Origin of the sequence: Prosthecodimorpha hirschii, from assembly GCF_001305515.1 — a bacterium.
Taxonomy (GTDB): Bacteria; Pseudomonadota; Alphaproteobacteria; order Rhizobiales; family Ancalomicrobiaceae; genus Prosthecodimorpha; species Prosthecodimorpha hirschii.
In genome coordinates this window covers 5,022,891-5,041,412 of the sequence record NZ_LJYW01000001.1, presented here as the reverse complement: position 1 = coordinate 5,041,412, position 18,522 = coordinate 5,022,891, and the positions used below count along the sequence as shown (strand labels likewise).

Annotated in this window: 14 protein-coding genes; 8 read left to right on the top strand and 6 right to left on the bottom strand. The window is 68.9% G+C overall.

The features are described 5' to 3' along the window. Nucleotides 1–64: 64 nt before the first annotated feature. Together ABB55_RS22220 and ABB55_RS22215 are read right to left on the bottom strand one after the other, a co-directional pair. Entirely contained in the window at nucleotides 65–1,009 is a 945-nt protein-coding gene (locus ABB55_RS22220; RefSeq protein ID WP_054360771.1) for a sugar-binding transcriptional regulator, read from the bottom strand. 91 nt (nucleotides 1,010–1,100) lie between these two features. After that, a complete protein-coding gene (locus tag ABB55_RS22215; protein WP_054360770.1) occupies nucleotides 1,101–2,324 on the bottom strand; it encodes a CaiB/BaiF CoA transferase family protein in 1,224 nt (407 codons plus the stop codon). Between the two features lie 424 nt (nucleotides 2,325–2,748). On the opposite strand from ABB55_RS22215, the gene ABB55_RS22210 reads away from it, so the two are divergent. The 6 genes from ABB55_RS22210 (at nucleotide 2,749) to ABB55_RS22185 (ending at nucleotide 12,148) form a co-directional block, all read left to right on the top strand. Beyond that, the gene (locus ABB55_RS22210) at nucleotides 2,749–3,975 is read left to right on the top strand and encodes an acyl-CoA dehydrogenase (RefSeq protein WP_054362232.1); all 1,227 of its coding nucleotides are present in this window, start codon (nucleotides 2,749–2,751) and stop codon (nucleotides 3,973–3,975) included. 1,837 nt (nucleotides 3,976–5,812) lie between these two features. Then, nucleotides 5,813–6,406, top strand: a complete 594-nt coding sequence (locus tag ABB55_RS22205; RefSeq protein WP_054360769.1) for a TetR/AcrR family transcriptional regulator — start codon at nucleotides 5,813–5,815, stop codon at nucleotides 6,404–6,406. A 589-nt stretch (nucleotides 6,407–6,995) separates the two neighbouring features. Further along, the gene (locus ABB55_RS22200) at nucleotides 6,996–8,432 is read left to right on the top strand and encodes an FAD-dependent oxidoreductase (RefSeq protein WP_054360768.1); all 1,437 of its coding nucleotides are present in this window, start codon (nucleotides 6,996–6,998) and stop codon (nucleotides 8,430–8,432) included. After that, the gene (locus ABB55_RS22195) at nucleotides 8,429–9,568 is read left to right on the top strand and encodes a glycosyltransferase family 87 protein (protein ID WP_054360767.1); all 1,140 of its coding nucleotides are present in this window, start codon (nucleotides 8,429–8,431) and stop codon (nucleotides 9,566–9,568) included. Before ABB55_RS22200 ends, ABB55_RS22195 begins: the two co-directional genes overlap by 4 nt. Next, nucleotides 9,562–10,608 (top strand): glycosyltransferase family 2 protein, encoded by a 1,047-nt coding sequence (locus ABB55_RS22190; protein WP_083463849.1) that lies wholly within the window; start codon nucleotides 9,562–9,564, stop codon nucleotides 10,606–10,608. Before ABB55_RS22195 ends, ABB55_RS22190 begins: the two co-directional genes overlap by 7 nt. Continuing rightward, nucleotides 10,592–12,148 carry a GMC family oxidoreductase gene (locus ABB55_RS22185; protein WP_054360765.1) on the top strand — a complete coding sequence of 519 codons (1,557 nt, stop codon included), beginning with the start codon at nucleotides 10,592–10,594 and terminating at the stop codon, nucleotides 12,146–12,148. Before ABB55_RS22190 ends, ABB55_RS22185 begins: the two co-directional genes overlap by 17 nt. A gap of 12 nt (nucleotides 12,149–12,160) precedes the next feature. Here the strand turns inward: ABB55_RS22185 and ABB55_RS22180 are convergent, their stop codons facing one another. Continuing rightward, nucleotides 12,161–13,078, bottom strand: coding sequence for a GNAT family N-acetyltransferase (locus ABB55_RS22180; RefSeq protein WP_152982140.1), 918 nt, complete (start codon nucleotides 13,076–13,078; stop codon nucleotides 12,161–12,163). A gap of 307 nt (nucleotides 13,079–13,385) precedes the next feature. On the opposite strand from ABB55_RS22180, the gene ABB55_RS22175 reads away from it, so the two are divergent. Further along, nucleotides 13,386–13,712, top strand: coding sequence for a TetR-type transcription factor C-terminal domain-containing protein (locus ABB55_RS22175; protein WP_152982139.1), 327 nt, complete (start codon nucleotides 13,386–13,388; stop codon nucleotides 13,710–13,712). Between the two features lie 13 nt (nucleotides 13,713–13,725). Beyond that, on the top strand, nucleotides 13,726–14,190 hold the full coding sequence (locus ABB55_RS22170; RefSeq protein ID WP_054360762.1) for a macro domain-containing protein: 465 nt from the start codon (nucleotides 13,726–13,728) through the stop codon (nucleotides 14,188–14,190). A gap of 334 nt (nucleotides 14,191–14,524) precedes the next feature. Here ABB55_RS22170 and ABB55_RS29960 read toward each other — a convergent pair whose 3' ends face one another. From ABB55_RS29960 to ABB55_RS22160, 3 genes are all read right to left on the bottom strand, one after another. Then, nucleotides 14,525–14,902 carry a hypothetical protein gene (locus ABB55_RS29960; protein WP_152982138.1) on the bottom strand — a complete coding sequence of 126 codons (378 nt, stop codon included), beginning with the start codon at nucleotides 14,900–14,902 and terminating at the stop codon, nucleotides 14,525–14,527. Nucleotides 14,903–15,246: 344 nt separating this feature from the next. Beyond that, on the bottom strand, nucleotides 15,247–16,419 hold the full coding sequence (locus ABB55_RS22165; RefSeq protein WP_054360761.1) for an isovaleryl-CoA dehydrogenase: 1,173 nt from the start codon (nucleotides 16,417–16,419) through the stop codon (nucleotides 15,247–15,249). Nucleotides 16,420–16,455: 36 nt separating this feature from the next. Further along, nucleotides 16,456–18,456, bottom strand: coding sequence for an ATP-binding protein (locus tag ABB55_RS22160; protein WP_054360760.1), 2,001 nt, complete (start codon nucleotides 18,454–18,456; stop codon nucleotides 16,456–16,458). Nucleotides 18,457–18,522 lie beyond the last annotated feature (66 nt).

Below are 18,522 nucleotides of genomic sequence, written 5' to 3'. Positions count from 1 at the left end.
TGCCAACCGGAACGGGCAGAGGATAGCACGAGAGCGGCCATCCCGTCTCCGAGGCGCGTCCGCCTCAGCCGTCGAGCAAGGCGCGGGCGGTCTCGCTGTCGGTGCCGAGCGCGTTGACGAGGCGGCCGGTGACGGCGGCGCGGATGGCCGGGGCCTTGGCGGCGCCGACCGCGGCGGCGATGCCGAGCGGCACGGCGGCGAGTTCGGCCAGCGTCACCGACAGGGTGCGGTCGTCGAAATCGGACGGCACCGGCTTGCCGTCCGGCCCGAAGAAGCGGCCGCAGATGGTCCCGATGGCGCCCTTGGCGGCGATCGTGCGGATATAGCCCGGATCGATCACGCCATGGCGGAACACGGTCGCACGCGGCGACATCGAGCCGACGCCGACCAGCGCGATCGTCGAGCGCCGCATGGTCTCGAACACCGAGCGCACCGCCGCGGTGTCGAGCAGCGCCTTGGCGGCGACGGCATCGTCGACGATCGCCGGTACCGGCAGCTGCCAGGCGCGACCGCCGAGGCCGGCGGCGAGCATGCGGCAGACCTCGCTCGAATGGCTCGGGATCTGGGGGGCGCCGACGCCGCCGATCAGCGAGACGACATCGACATCCGAGGTCTTGCCGCGCCGGATCGCCGCCGCCACCGCCGCGACCGTGTCGCCGTCGGAGACGCCGAGCACGGCGCCCGGCACCAGCCGGTCCTCGATGGTGCGGGCGAGCGCCCGGCCGAGGATCTCGTACGCATTGTGGGCGCCGGCGCGCGGCTGCACGACGACGGCGAATTCCAGCCCGAAGCGCGCGACCAGCCGACGTTCCAGCTCGAAATCGCGCATCGCATAGGGGGTGATCTGGATCTCGACGAAGCCCAGGTCCATCGCCGCCTTGAGGGCGCGGCTGATGGTCGATTCCGAGACGGCGAGCTGGCGGGCGATCTCGTGCTGCGGGAGCTTCTGATCGTAGCGCATCCGGGCGATGCGCAGGATCAGCTCTTCATCACGACGGTTTCGGGCCATGGGCAAATCGCTCGCGTCAAGTCTGACGACCAGATAGCACGACCGACCCGTGCCGTCACAGCGAAACTGCAAGAGATTGCAAGATGGCCGCTCAGCGCCGGGCGATCACCCCGGCCTCGGCCAGCCGGTCGCGGTCTTCCGGCGCGATGCCGAGACCGGCAAGGACCGCGTCGGTATCCGCGCCGAGCGCCGGCGACGGGCGTTCGTAGGCGAGCGGGGTCGCGCCGAGCCGGATCGGCGTGCGCACCGACGGCACGCTGCCGCCGGCCGCCTCCGGCGTCGCCAGATCGAGCCGCATGCCGCGCGCGATCACCTGGCGGTCGGCGAAGACATCGGCGACCGAGTTGATCGGACCGGCCGGGACATGCAGGGCCTCGAGCCGGGCGAGCAGGTCGTCGCGGCGGAAGCGGCGCGTCTCGGCGGCGATCAGCGGCACCAGGTCGTCGCGATGGCGGACCCGGTCGGCATTGGTCCGGAAGCGCGGATCCTCCGCCAGCGCCTCCAGGCCGAGGATGCCGGCGCAATCCCGCCACTGGCGATCGTTGCCGGTGGCGATGATCAGGTGGCCGTCGGCGCTCGGGAAGACCTGATAGGGCACGATGTTGGGATGCGCGTTGCCCATGCGCTTCGGCGCGGTGCCGGAGACCAGATAGTTCATCGCCTGGTTGGCGAGGATGCCGACCATGGTGTCGAGCAGGCTCATGTCGACCTGCTGGCCGAGGCCGGTCTTCTCGCGCACCGCCAGCGCCGCCTGGATGCCGATCACCGCATAGAGGCCGGTCGCGATGTCGGCGACCGCCACGCCGACCTTGAACGGCTCGCCCTCGGCCGCGCCGGTCAGGTCCATGTAGCCGCCCATGCCCTGGATCATGAAGTCGTAGCCGGCGCGGCCCGCATAGGGGCCGTCCTGGCCGAAGCCGGTGACCGAGCAATAGACGAGACGCGGATTGACGGCGGCGAGGCTGGCATAGTCGAGCCCGTATTTCTTCAGGCCGCCGACCTTGAAATTCTCGATCACCACGTCGCTGGTCTCGGCCAGCCGGCGGATCAGCGCGCGGCCGTCCTCATGCTCGAAGTCGATGGCGACGGAGCGCTTGCCGCGGTTGCAGGAATGATAATAGGCCGAGCCGAGCCGGCCGCCGCCGGCCGCCTCGACGAAGGGCGGTCCCCAGGTGCGGGTGTCGTCGCCGGTGCCCGGGCGCTCGACCTTGATCACCTCGGCACCGAGGTCGGCCAGGATCTGCCCGGCCCAGGGACCGGCCAGGATGCGGGCGAGTTCGAGGACTTTCAGACCGGCAAGCGGTGCGGCGGACATGGCGTCTCTCACGATCGAAGGCGAATGCGGCGGGCCGGCAGAGTGCGGCGGACTGCGTCCGGCCGCAACCGTCCCCTCCGTGCAAGCCCGAAGCTATCCGCTGCCGATGACGGTTCGTCGGCCGTCGCGGCCGGGACCGACGGGAGATCGACGGCCGGCACGCGCGGACCATCGGACCTGCAGTCGTCGGCCATCCGCCGCCGGCGGTCCAGGCGGTCCGGCGATTTCGCCTTTTCCCTTGCTTGACGAACCCGACAGGCTCACGGATGACATCGCGCGACGAAGATGCCGGGGCGCCATGCCGTCGGCGCGGGTCCGACCCGCCGGCCGGCGGTTGCCGGGGCTCCGGAATTAGTTTAAGGTTCAAATAATTCACGAACGGGTCGCCCGAGCGGCGATGGACCGGGATCAGGCGGAGGACGCGATGGTGGCGGTGGTGCATCAGCTGGACAAGAAGTCGGCTCCGGAAGGCGGCGGGCGTTTCGTCTGGGAGGATCCCTTCCTGCTCGACGATCAGCTGACCGAGGACGAGCGCCTGATCCGCGACACGGCCCGGCAGTTCGCGCAGGAGAAGCTGCAGCCGCGCATCATCGAGGCCTATGCGGACGAGAAGACCGACCGCGGCGTCTTCAACGAGATGGGCGAACTCGGCCTGCTCGGCGTGACGCTGCCGGAGGACTATGGCTGCGCCCATGCCAGCTACGTCTCCTACGGCCTGGTGGCGCGCGAGATCGAACGGGTCGATTCGGGCTACCGCTCGATGATGAGCGTGCAGTCCTCGCTGGTCATGTATCCGATCTATGCCTATGGCAACGAGGCGACCCGGCGGAAATTCCTGCCGAAGCTCGCCACCGGCGAATATGTCGGCTGCTTCGGCCTGACCGAGCCGGATGCCGGCTCCGATCCGGCCGGCATGAAGACCCGCGCCGAGAAGGTCTCGGACGGCTACCGGCTGACCGGCTCGAAGATGTGGATCTCCAACGCGCCGATCGCCGATGTCTTCGTCGTCTGGGCGAAGTCCGAGGCGCATGGCGGCCAGATCCGCGGCTTCGTGCTGGAAAAGGGCATGAAGGGCCTGTCGGCGCCGAAGATCGGCGGCAAGCTCTCGCTGCGCGCCTCGATCACCGGCGAGATCGTCATGGACGGCGTGGTCATCCCCGAGGAGAACCTGCTGCCCAACGTCTCCGGCCTGAAGGGCCCGTTCGGCTGCCTCAACCGCGCCCGCTACGGCATCTCCTGGGGGGTGCTCGGCGCGGCGGAAGATTGCTGGCACCGCGCCCGCCAGTACACGCTCGACCGCAAGCAGTTCGGCCGGCCGCTCGCCGCGACGCAGCTCGTCCAGAAGAAGCTCGCCGACATGCAGACCGAGATCACGCTCGGCCTGCAGGGCTCGCTGCGCGTCGGCCGCCTGCTCGACGAGGGCAAGGCCGCGCCGGAAATGATCTCGCTGGTCAAGCGCAACAATTGCGGCAAGGCGCTCGACATCGCCCGCGTCGCCCGCGACATGCATGGCGGCAACGGCATCCAGCAGGAATACCACGTCATGCGCCACGCGCAGAACCTGGAGACCGTGAACACCTACGAGGGCACCCACGACGTGCACGCCCTCATCCTCGGCCGCGCCCAGACCGGCATCCAGGCATTCTTCTGAGGCCTCGTCTCACGATCCCGGTGGATGGGCCCGCCCCCTCCACCGGGCATCGGCCGATCGGCCCACATTCGCTGCGATCGTTCCAGAACCGCGCCAGCGGTATTCCTCCATCTCGCAACGCATTCCCGGCCGCAGCGAAGCGGAGAGCCGGGACCCAATCTGCTCGCGTTTTGCGACAAGCCTTCGTTTGAACGTCCGATCTTGATGCCGTTGCCGCGCGAGTGGGCCCCGGATCGGCGGCCCTTCGGGCCTTGTCCGGGGATACGCGGTGAGATCGAAGGCTACCCCCGGATCGGGGAATGGATGCGCCATCCCTCAGCGGATTCCCGGCCGGAGCGAAGCGGAGAGCCGGGACCTACTCTGCTCGCGCCCCGCGACAGGCCTTCGTTTGAACGTCCGATTTTGATGCCGCTACCGCGCGAGTAGGCCCCGGATCGGCGGCCCTTGCGGGCCTTGTCCGGGGATGCGGCCGAGAGATCGGAGCGCGCCAAAAGACCCAGGAGTGATGGCCCAATCCCTCAGCGGATTCCCGGCCGGAGCGCAGCGGAGAGCCGGGACCTACTCTGCTCACCACGGGCGACAAGCCTTCGTTTGAACGTCCGATCTTGACGCCGTCGCCGCGCGAGTAGGCCCCGGATCGGCGGCCCTTGCGGGCCTTGTCCGGGGATACGCGGTGAGATCGAAGGCTACCCCCGGATCGGGGAATGGATGCGCCATCCCTCAGCGGATTCCCGGCCGGAGCGAAGCGGAGAGCCGGGACCTACTCCGCCCGCGCCCCGCGACAAGCCTTCGTTTGAACGTCCGATCTTGACGCCGTTGCCGCGCGAGTAGGCCCCGGATCAGCGGCCCTTGCGGGCCTTGTCCGGGGATACGGCCGGGAGATCGGAGCACACCCACAGACCCGGGAGTGAAGGCCCAATCTCGCAGCGTATTCCCGGCCGGAGCGCAAGCGGAGAGCCGGGACCTACTCTGCCCGCGCCCCGCGACAGGCCTTCGTTCGAACGTCCGATCTTGGTGCCGCTGCAGCGAGAGTAGGCCCCGGATCGGCGGCCCTTCGGGCCTTGTCCGGGGATGCGGCTGGGAGATCGGAGCACACCCACCGACCCGGGAATGAAGGCCCAATCTCGCTGCGGATTCCCGGCCGCAGCGCAAGCGGAGAGCCGGGACCTACTCTGCCCGCCCCCGCGACAAGCCTTCGTTTGAACTTGCGATTTTGATACCGTTGCCGCGCGAGTAGGCCCCGGATCGGCGGCCCTCACGGGCCTTGTCCGGGGATGCGACCGAGAGATCGGAGCGTGCCCACGGATCCGGGAGTGAAGGCCCAATCTCTCAGCGCATTCCCGGCCGCAGCGCAAGCGGAGAGCCGGGACCTACTCCGCTCACCACGGGCGACAAGCCTTCGTTTGAACTTCCGATTTTGATGCCGCTACCGCGCGAGTAGGCCCCGGATCGGCGGCCCTCCGGGCCTTGTCCGGGGATACGCGGGGAGATCGGAGGCTACCCCCGGATCGAGGAATGGATGCCCCATCCCTCAGCGGATTCCCGGCCGGAGCGCAGCGGAGAGCCGGACCTACTCTGCCCACCACGGGCGACAAGCCTTCGTTTGAACGTCCGATCTTGATGCCGCCGCCGCGCGAGTAGGCCCCGGATCGGCGGCCCTCCGGGCCTTGTCCGGGGATGCGACCGGGAGATCGGAGCGTGCCCGCGGATCCGGGAAGGGACGCCGCACGACCGGCGGGCGCAATCCGGGCCCCAGTGCAGCAAACAAAAGAGCGCTCGTATTTTTCCTCGGCCTTGCGGTAGACTCCCACCGTCAAGGCGCAAGGGGGCCGGGCAGATGGCGAGGACGGTGGGGTCCAGCGGACCGAAGACGGCGCAGTCGATCCGCGAGGCGGGGCTGCGGCTGATCTACCGGCATGGCTACGAGGCCATGAGCCTGCGCCAGCTCGGCACCGAGGTCGGCATCCAGTCGGGTTCGCTCTACAACCACATCGCCTCGAAACAGGCGCTCTTGGTCGAGATCGTGCTCGACCACATGCAAACCCTGATCGCCCGGCTCGACGCGGCGCTCGACGGCGTCGAGGGGCCGGCCGCGCGGCTGGAGGCCTTCTGCCGGCTGCACCTGACCTACCACATGACCCGCCGCGCCGAGGTCGTGATCGCCAACATGGAACTGCGCAGCCTGGAGCCGGACAACCGCGCCGCCGCGGTCGCCCTGCGCGACGCCTACGAGACGCGCCTGACCGACATCCTGCGCGAGGGTGCCGCGTGCGGCCAGTTCCACATCGAGGATGCCCGCGTCACCACCTTCGCGATCATCGCCATGCTGACCGGCATCTGCATGTGGTACAGACCCGACGGCCCGCGCAGCCAAGAGGAGCTGATCCGCATCCATACCGAACTGGCGATGCGCAGCGTGACGGGCGGATAGGCGGGCGGCATGAGGTCTCGCCCTTCGGGCCTGTGATCGGTCCCTGTCGTCGGGCCAGAGTGTCTCCAGCGAAACCCGGCATGCACGCCGCCACATGAAAGGCCCGACGTTCCCCACTTTCCGGCCTGACCATGGCGTTGCTTTCCCAGCGTGACCCTGGTGTTGAAGGTCCTCGTCAGGCCCCAAGCTGGCCCCGGAGACCGGCGTCCGAGGCCATCGGCGCCGCAGCGTTGACGCCTCTTCGCGCGAAGGCGGGCGCGCGTCATGGGCTTGATCATTGCGTACATCAGACAGTTCGGCACGCAGATGGGCGGGCTCGCCCAAAATCAAGAACGGTGACCTGACGGTAGTTGAGTTTCGCCTCCCGTTCCCATGAGGGTGCGCGGGAAGTGATCGTCCATTCTTTGGTTGGAGCGCCGGACTTGTCCGAAATCCGGATTGCAGGGCGGAGTTCGAAGCCCGGGGCCTCGGCCCGAAGCCAGGCCGCGTCCGAGGACGGCGGGTCACTTCGGCGCCGCCACGGCAACGCTGCGACCGCCGCCGTCCGGCCGCTCCGCCCGTTCAAGACGCGTCAACAAGCCTAGCCACCATGGACACTTCGGAATCGGCGGGCGCGCCATTCGATCTGGTCGTGATCGGCGCGGGGCCGGCGGGATTGACGGCGGCCGAGGAGGCGCAGCGGCGGGGGTGGCGGCCGCTGGTGCTGGAAGCCAATAGCCAGGTCGGCGGCATTTCGCGGACCGTACGCTGGCGCGGCAACCACATCGATATCGGCGGACATCGCTTCTTCACGAACGATGCCCGCGTGCTGCAGCGCTGGCAGGAATGGACGGGCGGGCGGATGCGCGAGGTGCCGCGCCTTTCGCGCATCCTGTACCGCCGAAAATTCTACGCCTATCCGCTCAATCTTTGCGACGTCCTGCTGAATTTCGGACTGATCGACCTGGCGCGCGCCGGCGCAAGCTATGCCTGCAGCCTGGCGCGGCCGATCCGGCCGGAGGTGAGTTTTGCCGACTGGGTGTCGAACCGGTTCGGCCACTTCCTGTTCCGACGCTTCTTCAAATCCTATACCGAGAAGGTCTGGGGCATCTCGTGCGATCGGCTGCGGGCGGATTGGGCGGCGCAGCGGATCGCGGGCATGAGCCTGCCGGTCGCCGTCCTGAACGCGCTCGGGCGGGGGCGCGGCGCGCGCAGCCTTGCGGATCGGTTTCTCTATCCGGCCCTCGGCCCCGGTAGCCTTTGGGAAGCGGTCGCCGACCGGGTCGTCGCTGCGGGCGGCGAATTGCGGCTCGAAGAACGGGTGGTCGGCATCGCCCATCGCGATCGGCGGGTCGTGTCGGTCGAGACGGAAGCCGCCGGCGGCACGCGGCGCATGCTGCCGGTGCAGAGACTGGTCACGACCATGCCGCTCGGCGACCTGATCGCGGCCCTCGATCCGCCGGCACCGGCCGCCGTGCGCGCGGCGGCCGCCGCGCTGCGCCACCGCGATTTCCTGGTGGTGGCGCTCAGCGTCGCGCGGCCTGAGCTCTTTCCCGACAATTGGCTCTACATCCATGATGAAGGCTACCAGGTCGGCCGCATCCAGAATGCCGGCAACTGGTCGCCTCAACTCGTCGGCAGTTCAGGCACGTCGCTGATCTTGATGGAATATTTCTGCTCGCGCGGCGATGCGCTCTGGAACCAGGACGACGCCGCGCTGGTTCGGCTCGCCGCCGGCGAACTGGCGGGCCTGGGCTTTGCCGACACGTGCGAGATCACCGACGGACATGTGATCCGCGAACTCAACGCCTATCCGGTCTACGACGAGACCTATCGCAGCCATCTCGACATCATCCGCACCTATCTGGAGCCGTTCGGCAATTTGAGCCCGGCGGGACGCAGCGGCCTGCATCGCTACAACAACCAGGACCACGCCATGCTGTCCGGCATGGCTGCGGTCGATGTCCTCGCCGGGGTTCCGGGCACATCGGCATGGGATGTGAACATCGCGCGCTCCCATCACGAGGAACAGGTCGTCGCGTCATGACGCTCGGCCGAGAGACGCAGGAGAGGCTGCTAAGGCTGTTCACGGCGGCGTGCCTGCTGGTCGCCGGCCTCCGACTGGCGGCCCTGGCCATGTCCGGACCGCTGTCCTGGGACCTGCAGCTTCGCCACAACGAATTGCGGCTGCTCGAGCAGTTCCACTATCCCCGCGAAGACCTCCTGCTCGCCGCGGGTATCGTCTCACCGGCCAACACCGTCTATCCGCCGCATGCCTTTCCGTGGCTCTGGCTGCTCGCGCCCTTCGCCGATTTCGGTCTCAACCAGCTGTGGCATGGCGTCTGGTCTCTGGCGGCGCTGGCCGTCCTGCTCCGCTTCGCCTGGGGGGTCGGTGCGCCCCTCTCGCGCCCCGCCGGCTGGGCCTGCACGAGCGGAACGCTCGCCGTCGCAGCGAATTTCAGCACCTTCAGACTCGGGCAGTACGGCCTGATTCAAATGGTGCTCATGCTCGGCGCCACGCTCGCGCTGTATCGGGGGCACTCCGCCCGGTCCGGACTTCTGTTCGGCATCACACTCTTCAAGCCGACCAATGCCGCGCTGATGACGGCGGTATTCCTGCGCGAGCGTCGTTTTGCAGCCCTGGCGGTCGCGGCGCTCGTGGTGACGGCCAGCGCCGTCGCGGTCGGCTGGTGGAGCGGACACTCGATCGCCGCGTTGCTGGCCATCACCTATCCGCCCGGGGGCATGCGCTTCACCGCGGACGGCACCTCGCTGGTGACGCTGGTCGCGGCATGGGGCGTCCCGCCGCGGGAGGCGAGCCTCCTCTGCGCCATGGCCGGATTTGCCGTCCTTTTTGGCGCCTTGCGCTGGGTCGACGGACCGCGCGATCCCCTGCTCGTGCTGGCTCTCACGGGCTTCGTGACCCGGATCAGCCTGTACCATCGCCCCTATGACGATCTGTTGCTGGTCTTCCTTCTGCTCGCCCTGCTTCGGCTGTGGATCGTCGCGCCGTCGTGGCGGACGACGGCGGTCACCCTCGCGCTGACGACGACACTGCACCTGCCCTCGCGGCTCGTGACCTCTCAAGGCGCCATGCTCGCCATGTTCGCGGTCTGGACGGTCGCGGTCGTCCTGGTCTTGGTCGAAGCGTCCCGCGGGACAGGGGCCGAACGACGATGCTGAGGGACCCGGAGCGCCATCCCAGGACGGCCGTCCTGGTGGATGGGGCGCAATCCTCCATCTCGGTCGTCATGCCGCTCGGAGATTGGAACGAGGACGCGAGGCGGTGTGTCGGGCAGGTGAGCCGGCTGCTGCGACCGGACGACGAGTGCATCCTCGTGGCTGACGGCTTCCCCATGACCGAAGCCGTGCCGGCGGGCTGCCGTGTGGTATCGCTCGCCGCCCATGGCGGTCCCGCGGTGGCCCGCAATGCCGGCGCCCGGGAAGCCCGCGGCGCGATCCTGTTCTTCGTCGATGCCGATGTGCTGCTCGCCCCCGATGCCATGGACATCGTGCGGAGGCATTTCCGGGAGACCGATGCTGCCGCCGTATTCGGATCCTATGACGAAAAGCCGAGCGCGCCGACATTGGTATCGCGCTTTCGCAATCTGCTGCACCACGCCCAGCATCAGAGCCATGCCGGCCCGGTGCGCAGCTTCTGGACGGGTTGCGGCGCAATCCGACGGGGCGCCTTCGAGGCGCTGGGCGGATTTTCCGTCCGCTACGACCGACCCGCGATGGAGGACATCGAACTCGGCGCTCGCCTGGCCCGCGCCGGCGGAGAGATCCGACTTGATCCTCGCCTGCTGTGCAAGCATCTGAAGTGCTGGACGCTGCATTCGATGATCGTCACGGACATTCGGGATCGCGCGATCCCCTGGTCGCGCCTCCTCTACCGGGACGGCCGCTGCGCCGCGGTCCTGAATGCGGATGCCCGCGGCCGGGTTTCGCTGGTCTGCACGGCGATCATCGGCGCGAGCCTTGCTCTCGGCCCCTTTTGGCCCCGGCTTTGGATCACCGCGGCGGCGGCCTGGCTGGCACTGCTCCTGGCCCAACGCGGGTTCCTCACCGTGCTCCAGCGGGTCGTCGGTCTTCGCCTGCTCGCGGCCGGCGCGATCCTGCTGCCGGTTCATTTTGCCTGCGGCGCCGTCGGCTTCGGCTATGTCACCGCCGAAGTCGCCCTGCTGCGCTTGCGCAAGGCCTTCCATGCCGGCAGGGGATGACGCGTTCGACTATGTCATCGCCGGGGGCGGCACGGCGGGATGCGTCCTGGCCCGGCGCCTCTTGGAACGGACCGACGCCCGCATCGCGTTGATCGACGCCGGCAGCGCGGCCCCCAATCGGTGGCTGCAGACACCGCTGACCAGCGTGCGGCTCGGCCGCTGGTGGCATAGCTGGCCGTTCATGACCGTGCCTCAGCCGGCCTTGAACGGCCGCCGCATCGCCTTGCCGATGGGGCATGTGCTCGGCGGAAGCGCGTCGATCAACGCCATGATCGCCCAGCCGGCGCTCGACGCGGATTTCGACGACTGGGCCGGGCTGGGTGCGGAGGGCTGGTCGAGCGCCGACCTTGCCGCCGCCCGCGCCCGGGCCTTCGGGGGCGACGGGGCGCCCAAAGGCATGGTCGCCCTTTCGGCGCCCGCCCACCGTTCAGCCTTCTCGGAGGCCTTCCTGGAGGCCTGTGGCGAGGCCGGCCTGCCGAAAAGGGGGCTGCTGGATGGGCCGGATTCCGCGCGATGCGGCTACTTCCCCGTCCTGCAGAAGGCCGGGAGGCGCTTTTCGGCCTTTCATGCCTATCTGAGCCCCGTGCTCGACCATCCCCGACTGAGCGTGATCACCGGCGCCGACATCCGCCATCTGCTGCTGGCAGCCAATCGTGCGGAGGGCGTGGCGTATGTGCGCGACCGAAGGCTGCAGATCGCACGCGCGCGCCGCGAGGTCATCCTGGCGCTGGGCGCCCTGGAAAGCCCGCGCATCCTGATGGCCTCGGGCATCGGCCCGGCGGCCATGCTGCGCCGCGCCGGCATCCCCGTTATGCACGATCTGCCGGGGGTCGGCGACCGGCTGGCCGACCATGTCCGTATCCCGATCCTGTTCCGATCGGGCCGGACCTCCCCGGCAGCACTGCGCAACCTGCCGGCGGCATTCGTCGCGCGCCTGAGCGGGCGGAACAGCGTCCTGGCGTCGAATTGCTGCGAGGCCGGCGCCTATCTCGCCTCCGGAGCTTCGGCGACCCGACCCGATCTTCAGATCGTCACCCATTTCCAATCCGTCGACGACGGAGGCGCGGTCGATCTCGAATTGACGCTGGCGCGGCCCCGCAGCCGCGGTCGCGTGTCACTCGACGGTGCGGTACCGGGGGGTGCGGAACCGGGGGGCGCGGCCCTCGTCGATCCGCGCTACCTGTCCGATCCCGGCGATCTCGAACGGCTGGTCGACGGCATCGAGATGGTGCGGTCGATCGCCGCCCGGCCGGCGCTGGCGCGCTTTCCGCTGCTCGGCGAGCGGCTGCCGGGCCCTGCGGCCCGAGATCGCGCGGCGCTGCGACGACATGTTCGCGCCGCGGCGACCACGGCGTTTCACCCGGTCGGAACCTGTCGGATGGGCGAGGATGGGCAGGCCGTGGTCGACAGCCGCCTGCGCGTTCACGGCATCGAGCGACTGCGCGTCGTCGACGCCTCGGTGATGCCGGCCCTGCCGGCGGCCAATACATGCTGCGCGGTGATGCTGATCGCCGAGCGCGCCGCGGACGTCATGGTGTGAGCCCGCCGCGCCCTATTGCGGTCGGGTCTTGTGGGCCTGGGCCCGACGCAAAGCCCGGCGCGTGGGGGCGGCGCATTCCAGCACCTCGAGCGCGTTCAGTCCCGGAAAGCGTGGCGCCAGTGTGCGGCGGATCAGACCGAGCAGCCAGGCCGTCGCGGTCCGTTCCAGGATCGGCGCCCAAAGGGGGTGGACCAGCACGCCGACATGACAGGGCGTCGCCTGGAAGCCGGCATGGCGCTTGAACGCGTCGAGCCCGGGATTCTCGGGGATGGACTGCCGGCCGACGCGCAGAATGTCGACTTCGGGCAAAGCCAGCAGGGCTTTGCGCGCCGCGGAATAGAGAAGGTGGGTCGGCCGGAGGTCCGCCAGGGCGTCATCCCAATGGACGAACAGGCCCTGGCAAATGCCGCCCTCGATCCGACACAGAAGATAGGCCGCGATCTCGCCTGTGCCGGTCACGTAGCCATAGAGGATCAGCGCCGGGTCCCGCGCCGCCACCGCGGCCAACCGCCGGCGGCCGTCCTCGTGGAGACAGGGCGCCGCGGCGGTGCCGTGGCGTGCCAGCGACGCCCGGTCGCATGCCAGCGCCCGCGTCTGCCAGGCATCCCAATCGAGCCGCCGGACCTGGCCATGGCCTTCCGCGCGCCGGACATGCTGGGCGAATTGCCTCTGCACGGACACGGACGCCGATTGCTCGGCGGTGAGCGCGAAATGCGCCACCGTCTTGCCGGAGGGGTGCTCCGTGCAGAAGATCGCGGCCAGACGCCGGTGCCGGCGGAGCATGGCGCGGATGCCGGCCTCCTCGCCCACATGCACCGCACCCGAGGGTTCGGAGGCCAGGGCCAGGGCGCCGGCGCTGCGCCAGAGCGTGTCGCCCATCAGGACGACGTCGTAGCCCATGCCGGCGTAGAGCTCAGGCAATGCGTTCATCGGCCGGCAAACCCGGGGCTCGACAGCGTATCGGGGACGCCGTCCGGCCGCACACTCCCCCTGGCATGTACGGAGCCGCGCCGCCCCGGGATGGATGCGGCCTGTCCGGACCCCTGGCGATGGACGCGATCGGTCCGCATGGCCCCCTCCGGATGCTCCACGTGCATGAGCACTTCGGGTGCGTCATCGCACAGTTCCCGCAATCCCGAAACGGCCCCATCGACGGACCTCGCGTCCCGACGGCGGTCTGCGGAGACCGGGAGGCCGCTTGCCCCCCGTTCGAGGCGCGCCGCCTCGGCGGGGATCCATGTCGCCACAGAGAGGGCACCTGACCTACCACATGACCCGCCGCGCCGAGGTCGTGATCGCCAACATGGACCTGCGCAGCCTGGAGCCGGACAACCGCGCCGCCGCGGTCGCCTTGCGCGACGCCTACGAGACGCGCCTGACCGACATCCTGCGCGACGGCGCCGCGCGTGGCCAGTTCCAAATCGAGGACGCCCGCGTCACCACCTTCGCGATCATCGCCATGCTGACCGGCATCTGTATGTGGTACCGTCCCGACGGCCCGCGCGGCCAGGAGGAGCTGATCCGCATCCATACCGACCTGGCGATGCGCAGCGTAACGGGGTGAGCGGAGGCGTTCGATGCAGATCGAATACAGGACCGGTGACCTGCTCGAGGCGGCCGAGCCGGTGATCGTGCACGGCTGCAACGCGCAGGGCTCCATGGGGGCCGGCGTCGTCCGTGCGATCCGCGATCGCTATCCGGCGGCCTATGCGGCCTACCGCGCCGCGCACGAGGCCCGCGCTCTGAAGCTCGGAACCATCGTCTGGGCGGTGTGCGGTCGCCATCGGGTCGGCAACGCGATCACGCAGGAGCGCTTCGGCTCGCCGCGCGGCGGGCGCCGCTTCGTGGACTACGACGCCATGCGGTCCGTCATGCGGATCATCAACGAGACGGTTGAGGACGGCACCCCGGTTGCGATGCCGCTGATCGGCGCCGGCCTCGCCGGCGGCTCCTGGTCGGCGATCGCGAAGATCGTCGAGGCGGAATCGACCCGGTTCCGGCCGGTGGTCTACCTGCTCGACGGCGTCGTGCCGGAGACCTGACAGCACCGCGTCTTTCGCACCCGGCGGATTTTCCACGTCGACGAGAAGGCAGGAGCTGACGCGGACCCCGGTACGGACCGGCGCGCAAAACAGAGTTGCGAGATCGACATCCTGGGCGACGGCGCCGCGGGCGGTCTGCTCCGCATCGAGGACGCCCGCGTCACCACCTTCGCCTTCATCGCTAGGCTGACCGAATTTGCATGTGGTAGCGCCCCGACGGCCGCCTGGGCCAAGAGGAGTTGATCCACATCCATACCGAACTGGCGATGCGCAGCGTGATGGAGGATGAACGGGCGCGCGAAAAGTTCCAAGACTCTTAGTGCTAGATTGACTGTCAACAGGTCTTTAGTAACGTCAGCCTAAATTCATAAAATATCCAACATCTCCTATCAAGATCATAGGAGTAATAGTCATCAAACCCGAATGGTAGCAGTAGCTCCTGCTTCCCAGTCTGCGGGTCAGTTCTCACGGTCAGGCCGAGAGTCTCGGTTTTTTCAGCACCGTATTTCTCGATCATGAAATCGTCGAGCTGTTTTTGCGTATAGGGGCCAGTGGCATAGGTTCTTGTAAATTCCCCAGCCGCCTCGATCTTCTCGGCCCTCAAAAATTCCGGAGGACCTAAAACATAGGTAAACGACAACAAAAATGCGATCGCCGCAGTCGATAGAATTATCGCAGTGATTATCTTGAAAACTGCCTCAGGTATATTCATGACAAAATCTAAAATGACCGGAATACCCGAAGTCGCTTGACAGAAATCGTGAACGAAAACCGACTCAATGGCCGTCCAGCGGCAAACGCTGACGGCCATTGACTCGATGCTATCGAGTCGCGCTTGGCTACACGTCTCGCGTTCAATCCCTCCTCAAGATTGTGGGGATCGATTCGGAGCCAAATGTGGCGTCGCCGACGGAGGCGTCGAGACGACGACGTTGCGCTGGCGGCTACGGCCCAACCGCCGGATCGGCCACTCGGCGGGCCACTTTGTGCCTCATGTCGAACGACCGGATCGCGCCGGCGCGCACGGCTCTGGGCCTGCGGGTCAAACGCCCAAGCTCACTTCGTCCGCTCGAAAATCTGCCGGCCGATCAGCATGCGGCGGATTTCGCTGGTGCCGGCGCCGATCTCGTAGAGCTTGGCGTCGCGCAGGAGGCGGCCGGTGGCGGTGTCGTTGATATAGCCGTTGCCGCCGAGCAGCTGGATGGCGTCGAGCGCGACCTTGGTGGCCTTTTCGGCGGCGTAGAGGATGGCGCCGGCGGCGTCCTCGCGGGTGGTCTTGCCGGCATCGCAGGCCTTGGCGACGGCGTAGACATAGGCCCGGCAGGCATTGAGGCCGACATACATGTCGGCGACCTTGCCCTGGACCAGTTGGAAGGTGCCGATCGGCTGGCCGAACTGCTCGCGGTCGTGGATATAGGGGATCACGATGTCGAGCGCGGCCTGCATGATGCCGAGCGGGCCGGCGGCGAGCACGGCGCGCTCGTAGTCGAGGCCGGACATCAGCACGTTGACGCCCTTGCCGACCGCGCCGAGCACGTTCTCCTCCGGCACCTCGCAATCCTGGAACACCAGTTCGCCGGTCTCCGAGCCGCGCATGCCGAGCTTGTCGAGCTTCTGGGCGATGGAGAAGCCGGCAAAACCCTTCTCGATCAGGAAGGCGGTGATGCCGCGCGGGCCGGCGGCCGGGTCGGTCTTGGCATAGACGATCAGCGTGTCGGCCGAGGGGCCGTTGGTGATCCACATCTTGGTGCCGTTGAGCACGTAGCGGTCGCCGCGCTTCTCGGCGCGCAGCTTCATGGAGACGACGTCGGAGCCGGCGCCGGGCTCCGACATGGCCAGCGCGCCGAGATGCTCGCCGGAGACCAGCTTGGTCAGATAGCGCGTCTTCTGGTCGTCGGTGCCCCAGCGGCGCAGCTGGTTGACGCAGAGATTGGAATGCGCGCCGTAGGACAGGCCGACCGAGGCGGAGGCGCGGGAAATCTCCTCCATGGCGATGCAGTGTTCCAGGTAGCCGAGCCCGGCCCCGCCCCACTCCTCCTCGACCGTGATGCCGTGCAGGCCGAGCGCGCCCATCTCCGGCCAGAGCTCGCGCGGGAACCAGTCCTCGCGGTCGACCTTGGCGGCGATCGGCGCGATGCGGTCGGCCGCGAAGGCCGCGACCGTGTCGCGCAGCATGTCGGCGGTCTCGCCGAGGTCGAAGTCGAAGCCCTTGAAGCTGTTCGGGATCATGGCGGTTTCCTCGGAATTCTGACGTTGCGGCTGGTCTCAGCCTTCCTCGAGCACGACCAGTTCGGCGCCTTCGGCGACCAGATCGCCCGCGGCGGCATTGACCTTGGCGACCTTGCCGTCGCGCGGGCTGCGCAGCGTGTGCTCCATCTTCATGGCCTCGACCACGATGAGGGCCTGGCCCTTCTCGACCTGATCGCCCGGCTTGACCGCGACGGCCACCACCGTGCCGGGCATCGGCGCGGCGATGCGGCCGGCCCCGCCGCCCTCGTCGCCCGCCGCGGCACGCGGATCGACGACGCGCAACACCGTCTCGGCACCGTCGAGAAAGAGCGCGACGCGGTCGCCGTCGAAGGCCGCCGCGGCGCTGCGCCGCCGGCCGTCCGCGGTGAACAGGATGCGTCCGCCCGCCTCCGTCCAGCCGTCGAGGTCATAGGCAAGCGCGAGCGCCTCGCATGTGAGGCCGCCGGGCACGCATTCGACGCGCAGCGGCTGGGTCGCGCCGGCGACCTCGAACAGGAGATCGACCACCCGCGGCCGGTTCAGCCGGAAGGCGTCGGTGCAGGTCCAGGGCGACCAGCGATCGGCCGGATCGGCCTCCGCCACGGCCGCGCCGGCGCGGCGGCCGAGCACGGCGGCGGCAGCAAGCGCCAGCGTCAGGCCGTCCGGGGCGGTCTCGGCCGGCAGCAGGTCGGCCTCGTGGCGCGCGATGAAGCCGGTATCGAGCTCCGCCGCCGCGAAGGCCGGATGGCGCGCGATCGCGGCCAGGAAGGTGCGGTTGGTCCTAAGCCCGACCACCTCGGTGCGGTCGAGCGCGCGGGCGAGCCGGCCGAGCGCCTCGGCCCGGTCGGCGCCGGTGGCGATGATCTTGGCGATCATCGGATCGTAATGGACCGAGACCGTGTCGCCGCCGCGCACGCCGGCATCGACGCGGATGCCGGGCTGGCCTTCGGGGAGGGCGAGATGCGCGAGCCGCCCAGTCTGCGGCAGGAAGCCCTTCATCGGATCCTCGGCATAGAGCCGGACCTCGACCGCATGGCCGGCGATCGCAAGCCCCTCCTGGCCGAGCGGCAGCCTCTCGCCGCGCGCGACCCGGATCTGCCACTCGACCAGGTCCTGGCCGGTGATCGCCTCGGTCACCGGATGCTCGACCTGGAGCCGGGTGTTCATCTCCATGAAGTAGAAGGCGTCGCCCTCGGCGATGAACTCGACCGTGCCGGCGCCGACATAGCCGACCGCCCGGGCGGCCTCGACCGCGGCCCGCCCCATCGCGGCGCGGCGTTCCGGCGTCATGCCCGGGGCGGGCGCCTCCTCGATCACCTTCTGGTGGCGGCGCTGGATCGAGCAGTCGCGCTCGAACAGGTGCACGGTCTGGCCGAAGCTGTCGGCGAAGACCTGCATTTCGATATGGCGCGGCCGGGTCAGGTATTTCTCGACCAGCACGCGGTCGTCGCCGAAGGCATTGGCGGCCTCGCGCCGGGCCGAGGCGAGCGCCTCGGCAAAGCCCGCCGCGCTCTCGACCACCTTCATGCCCTTGCCGCCGCCGCCGGCCGAGGCCTTGATCAGCACCGGATAGCCGATCGCCGCGGCGGCCTCGGCGAGCAGGCCCGGATCCTGGTCGTCGCCGTGATAGCCCGGCACCAGCGGCACGCCGGCACGCTCCATCAGCTGCTTGGCGGCGGATTTCGAGCCCATCGCCCGGATGGCCGCAGCCGGCGGGCCGACGAAGACGATGCCGGCCGCCGCGCAGGCCTCCGCGAAGGCGGCATTCTCGGACAGGAAGCCATAGCCGGGATGGATCGCATCCGCGCCGGCGATGCGCGCCGCCTCCAGGATGGCGTCGACCCTCAGATAGCTGTCCCGCGCCGGCGCCGGGCCGATGCGGATCGCCTCGTCGGCGGCGGCGACATGGGCGGCGGTCGCGTCGGCGTCGGAATAGACCGCGACGGTGCCGATGCCCATCCGGCGCGCGGTGCGCATCACCCGGACGGCGATCTCGCCGCGATTGGCGACGAGCAGTTTTCCGATCGAACGGGTCATGCCTGGGCTCCGAAACGGATCATGGGTCACGGGCGGCTGCCTCATACCAACGGCCCGGGATGCTGA